Genomic DNA, 5375 nt, shown 5'->3' on the forward strand with positions numbered 1-5375 from the left:
GCGGCTCGCGGTCCCCCGGTCGCCCGGAGGGCGTTACGGGCCATGCGCGGCCCGGTCACCTAACGTGGGGCGCGTGATCGAATTCATCACCTATGAGGTGACTGTCCGTAATGTCCCCGAGAAGAGGGTTCCTCACCGTGCGTGCCAAGTCGCTGACCCTCGTCGCGGCGAGCAGCGTCCTGCTCGCTCCGACGACGCTGCCCGCCCCCGCCCCCACCGAGCCGCCCCGTTTCCGCCAGGAGCCGGCGCCGGTGGCCCAGGGCGACGGCGCCGCCCCTGTCCGTGCCGCCGACCTGCTGGCCATGGTGCGGCACTGCAGACCGGTCTCCCGCGGTCGTTACCGGCTCGACGCCGACGCGCCCGCCACCGTCCCGGTCTGCGGGCTGCGCGGAGCCGTCTTCTGGAAGGCCGACATGGACATCGACTGCGACGGACGGCCCACCGCCCGGTGCAACCGCCGCACCGACCCGCACTTCTCCCCGGGAGCGGCCTATGCGCAGTCCAACGGCCACCGCCTCAACGCCGAGCGGCTGCCGTACGTCGTCCTGCCCGCCGCGAGCCGCATCTGGGACCACCGCGCCCACGGCGTGGGCGGAGGGTCGGTCGCGGCCGTCGTCTACCGGGGCCGCGTGGAGTACGCGGTCGTGGGCGACATCGGGCCGCGCGACATCATCGGCGAGGCCTCGTACGCCGCCGCCCGGCGCCTGGGCATCCCCGCCGACCCCAGCACCGGTGGCGTGGACTCGGGCGTGACCTACATCGTCTTCGAGCACTCCCGGATCGACGCCATCGAGGACCACGCGACCGCCGCGGCGACCGGCGAGCGGCTGGCGCGCCGGCTGCTCGCCGACTGGACGGCGCGGGAGGACGGCCGGACGGCGCGGGAGAACGAGCAGAAGGCCCGGGAGGACGGCGACGGGACGGCGGGGGAGCGGTGACCCGTGCCGCCGTCACACGCCCCCGGCCGCCGCTCACACCTTCCGGTAGCCGTACGCCTCCACCGCCGCCGCCTCCACCGCGTCGAGGTCGGCTCCCGCCGCCGCCGTGACCACCGCGGCCACCGCGCCCTCCACGAACGGGGCGTCCAGCAGGCGGGTGTTGCCCGGCAGTTCGTCGCCCTCGGCGAGCAGCGTCTTCACGGTGAGCACCGCACTGCCGAGGTCGGTGAGGACGGCCACCCCGGCACCCCGGTCCACGGACGCGGCCGCCGCGGAGACCAGCTCGGCGCTGGTGCCCAGCCCGCCGCCCTCCCGGCCGCCGGCCGGAGCCACCGGCACCCCCGCGGCCCCGCCGGCCAGCCCCTTCGCCAGCTCCGCCACCGACGCCGCGACCTCGGCGCTGTGCGAGACCAGCACGATCCCGACGCTCTTGTCGTCGCTCGCCCTGCCGTCACCCATGTCACGCCTCCACCGCGGCGGCTTCGGCGAGCGCCGCGATCAGCAGGGCGGACGACGTCGCACCCGGGTCCTGGTGCCCGATGCTGCGCTCGCCCAGATAACTCGCCCGGCCCTTGCGGGCCAGCAGGGGCGTGGTCGCCACGGCGCCCTCCTCGGCGGCGGCGCGCGCCGCCGCGAGGCCGTCACCGAGCGCGTCCACGGCCGGCACCAGCGCGTCCACCATGGTCTTGTCGCCCGGCGCGGCCCCGCCCAGCGTCATGACCCCGTCCACACCGGCCCTGAGAGCCTCGGCCAGCTGCTCCTCGCTCACCTCGGCGGCGTCCCCGAGCGCCTTGCCGGTACGGCGCAGCAGCGTTCCGTACAGCGGTCCCGACGCACCGCCGACCGTCGAGATCAGCCGGCGTCCGGCAAGGACCAGGACCGCACCGGGGGTGTCCGGTGCCTCCTTCTCCAGCGCGGCCCGCACGGCCGTGAACCCGCGCTGCATGTTGGTGCCGTGGTCGGCGTCCCCGATGGGCGAGTCGAGGGCGGTGAGCCGTTCCGCCTCGCGGTCCACGGACGCGGCGGTCGCCGTCATCCAACGGCGGAAGAAGTCGGCGTCGAGCACTGGATCTCCCTTGCGTGGTAGGTGGGGGTGGAAGCGCTCTCCAGGGATCACATGCCCCACCGCAGGCCCGGCGTACTCACGGGTGCGTCCCACAGACGCAGCAGCTCCTCGTCGACCTGGCACAGGGTGACCGAGGCGCCCGCCATGTCCAGCGAGGTGACGTAGTCGCCCACCAGCGTGCGGGCGACGGCCACGCCGCGCTCGGCGAGCACCCGGTGCACCTCGGCGTTGAAGCCGTACAGCTCGAGCAGCGGGGTCGCGCCCATGCCGTTGACCAGCAGCAGCACGGGGTTGCTCGGGCGCAGGTCCTCCAGGACCGCGTGCACCGCGAAGTCGGCGATCTCGCCCGAGGTCATCATCGGCCGCCGTTCCCGGCCCGGCTCCCCGTGGATGCCGATGCCCAGCTCCAGCTCCCCGGCGGGCAGGTCGAAGGTGGGGCTGCCCTTGGCCGGGGTGGTGCACGCGCTCAGGGCGACGCCGAAGCTGCGGGAGTTCTCGTTGACCTGCCGGGCGACCGCCTCCACCCGTTCCAGCGGCTGCCCCTCGTCGGCCGCCGCGCCCGCGATCTTCTCCACGAACAGCGTCGCGCCGGTGCCGCGCCGCCCCGCCGTGTAGAGGCTGTCGGTCACCGCCACGTCATCGTTGACCAGGACCTTCGCCACCTGGATGCCCTCGTCCTCGGCGAGCTCGGCCGCCATGTCGAAGTTGAGCACGTCCCCGGTGTAGTTCTTCACGACGAACAGCACACCCGCCCCGCTGTCCACGGCCGCCGCGGCCCGCAGCATCTGGTCGGGCACCGGCGAGGTGAAGACCTCCCCCGGACAGGCCGCCGAGAGCATCCCGGGCCCCACGAACCCGCCGTGCAGCGGTTCGTGCCCCGACCCGCCGCCGGAGACGAGGGCGACCTTCCCGGCCACGGGCGCGTCCCGCCGTACCACCACCCGGTTCTCCACGTCGACCGTCAGCTCGGGATGGGCGGCCGCCATACCGCGCAGTCCGTCCGCGACCACGGTCTCGGCGACGTTGATGAGCATCCTCATGGGTACCTCCCAGTGATCTTAGCGAGTGTGGCCGCGACCTGTGCTTTTGCTGGTCAGGGCACATAAGGGCTGTTGTTGATCTTGGCGGTCCGTGGCGGTCGAAAGCGGTGTCCGGCGGTACTGGCGCCGACCTGGTGCTGACTTTACTGACGGGACATCAGGAAACTCGGACGGGTACGGGGAGGCCGGAGCGCTCCTACCGGCAGTATCGACCTTGCGGCAGCGAAGGACACCTGTGGCGGCTGCACAGACGAACGAGTGAACGGGCGCCCACGGGCTCACCGGTCGTCTCTCTTGGTCGGCCCGCACCTGTCAGGCAGGGCAGGCCGAGCCCGGTCGAGCGGTGGATCCCGGTGCGGCGGAGAGGCTCTTCCGCCGGGTGGCGTCCGAGTCGTGGCCTCTTGCCTGCTGGTGCGGGTGTCCCGTGACCGGCTGGGNNGGGCAGCCGCACCCCGCGGCTGCTGCCGAAATACGCCCGCAGCACCGGCGCGCTGGACGGGACGGTGCTCTCGCTGACGGTCAAGGGGCTGACCTCCGGCGGGATCGTCGCCCGCCTGGCCGAGGTGTACGGGACGACGGCGAAGGAGACCGTCTCCACCGCCACCGACAAAGCGCTGGAGTCGATGGCGGAATGGAGCACCCGGCCGCTTGCTCCGGTCTGCCCCGTCGTCTTCATCGACGCCGTCCACGTCCGCATCCGCGACGGCCACGTGGCCAACCGCCCGGTCTGCGTCGCGATCGCGGTCACCGTGGACGGTCACGGGGAGATCCTCCACCTGATCCGCAACAGCCCGCGCTGCGCGTCCCGCCGGGACTGGGCCGACACCGCCCGCGACCTCGAGCCCGTCCACACCGCCGTCGACGAGGAGGGCCCGTCGGCGACTGGAGGGGTCCAGCCAGACGTGGGGCAGGAAGTACCCCTCGATCAGCAGTAGTTGGGAGCGGGCCCGGAGTGAGTTCGTGCCCTTGCCCGGGCTGCCGGACGCGATTCGCCGGGTCGTCCGCACCGCCAACGCGATCGAGAGCCTGAACGCACGCTGCCGGCGCGCGGCCCGGGCCTGCGGGCACTTCCCGAATGAAACGGCCGCTCTCAACGAGTTCGACCTGCTCTTCGGCGGCCGCCTCACGGCCGGACGAGTGCAGGTCGATCGGCCCACCGAAGAACCCTTACGCCAACCGGACGCACCACACCTGATTCCTGATGGACCCCGAACCGGCCTGTTCTGCCCGGGACGGAAGGTCGTCGAGTTCCTGCAGGCCCTTGGGAAGTATCGGAACCGTGATTCTCGACCCGGCGACCCGTTGGCCTGCTCAGCGGCTCGTCCGCCGCGTAAGCGGCGTGACTCGTCACGCTTCTGCCACGCGGTGACTCCACCCGGGCCGACGCCGACCACACGGTCGTCTTCGTCGGAAGGGAACGCGACCAGCTGCCCGGCAGCCGGTGCTGGGCGCTGGAGGGGACGGGAAGCCGCGGGGCCGGGCTCGCTGCCTTTCTCGTCGCCGCCGGCGAACGGGTCGTCACCCGCCGGGACTTCAAGCTCCTCGGCCGGTCCTCGTTCGAGGAGCGCCTGACCACCACCAACGACCTCGTGATGGCGACTTGACAGGTATGGCAGCCTCCGGGACCCGCTCGGACCGCGCGAGACCAGCGCCTGCGCCCGTGGTCACCCTGACGAGCCGAAGTCAGTAACGCCGGATGGCGGACGTCATGGGAACAAGGCGCCGGCGGGCAGGGCGGCTGCCGCGATCCGGTCCGTGACCCGCCTGCCCCGGTATGCCTGAGCCTCTCGCACCGGCAGTTCCAGGCGACTCGCTGCCGCATGGGTGAGCAGGCGTCAGAGATCACCTTGAAGGCCTAATCGATCACCGATTCGCCAGCTTCACTGGGCTATTTGACGAAGCATCAACAGTCAGGGAGTACCCCGTTCGGCTCTCCGGAGCCAGTCCTTCCGATATGCCCGAAATGACAGCTTTGGGGGCCGTCGGTACGTTCAGTCACACGTCGGCTGTCAAAGCCGGCTTCTCTGAGACAGGAGTAAAGCAGCATGATCATGTCCCGTTCTTCTGCCATCACCGCGGGCATCGCGGCCGCCGCGGCCCTGACCGCGACCGGTATCACCTACGCCACGGCCGCCCCCGTACCCCAGGCGGCCCCGGCCGTCGTCCAGCAGGCACCCGCTCCCGCCCAGGCGCCCATGGGCGGCGAAGGCGGGCAGGGGAAGGGCAACGAGGGCGGCGAGCGCGGCGGCGAACGCGGCGGCGAGCGCGGCGAGGGCGGCGAGCACGGCGAGCGCGGCCACCACAGGGTGGGCCGGATCTTCATCAACGAGC

At 72.4% G+C, this 5375-nt stretch carries 4 protein-coding genes and 2 pseudogenes; 3 read left to right on the forward strand and 3 right to left on the reverse strand.

Annotated features, from left to right (window positions below; all coding sequences use genetic code 11):
• Nucleotides 1-137 precede the first annotated feature (137 nt).
• Entirely contained in the window at nt 138-938 is an 801-nt protein-coding gene (locus RH94_RS12415; protein WP_073947666.1) for a glycoside hydrolase family 75 protein, read from the forward strand.
• Between the two features lie 33 nt (nt 939-971).
• On the opposite strand, the gene RH94_RS12420 is transcribed toward RH94_RS12415, so the two are convergent.
• The 3 genes from RH94_RS12420 to dhaK are packed head-to-tail and all read right to left on the reverse strand — an operon-like array spanning nt 972 to nt 3044.
• Nucleotides 972-1397, reverse strand: coding sequence for a PTS-dependent dihydroxyacetone kinase phosphotransferase subunit DhaM (locus RH94_RS12420; RefSeq protein WP_073947667.1), 426 nt, complete (start codon nt 1395-1397; stop codon nt 972-974).
• 1 nt (nt 1398) lies between these two features.
• Nucleotides 1399-2004, reverse strand: coding sequence for a dihydroxyacetone kinase subunit DhaL (gene dhaL, locus RH94_RS12425; protein WP_073947668.1), 606 nt, complete (start codon nt 2002-2004; stop codon nt 1399-1401).
• A 47-nt stretch (nt 2005-2051) separates the two neighbouring features.
• Nucleotides 2052-3044, reverse strand: a complete 993-nt coding sequence (gene dhaK / locus RH94_RS12430; RefSeq protein WP_073947669.1) for a dihydroxyacetone kinase subunit DhaK — start codon at nt 3042-3044, stop codon at nt 2052-2054.
• 439 nt (nt 3045-3483) lie between these two features.
• On the opposite strand from dhaK, the pseudogene RH94_RS46625 reads away from it, so the two are divergent.
• A pseudogene (locus tag RH94_RS46625) lies at nt 3484-4184 on the forward strand (transposase); the annotation flags it as partial.
• 911 nt (nt 4185-5095) lie between these two features.
• A pseudogene (locus RH94_RS12445) lies at nt 5096-5375 on the forward strand (hypothetical protein); the annotation flags it as partial.

The organism is Streptomyces kebangsaanensis (assembly GCF_001906585.1).
GTDB lineage: Bacteria > Actinomycetota > Actinomycetes > Streptomycetales > Streptomycetaceae > Streptomyces > Streptomyces kebangsaanensis.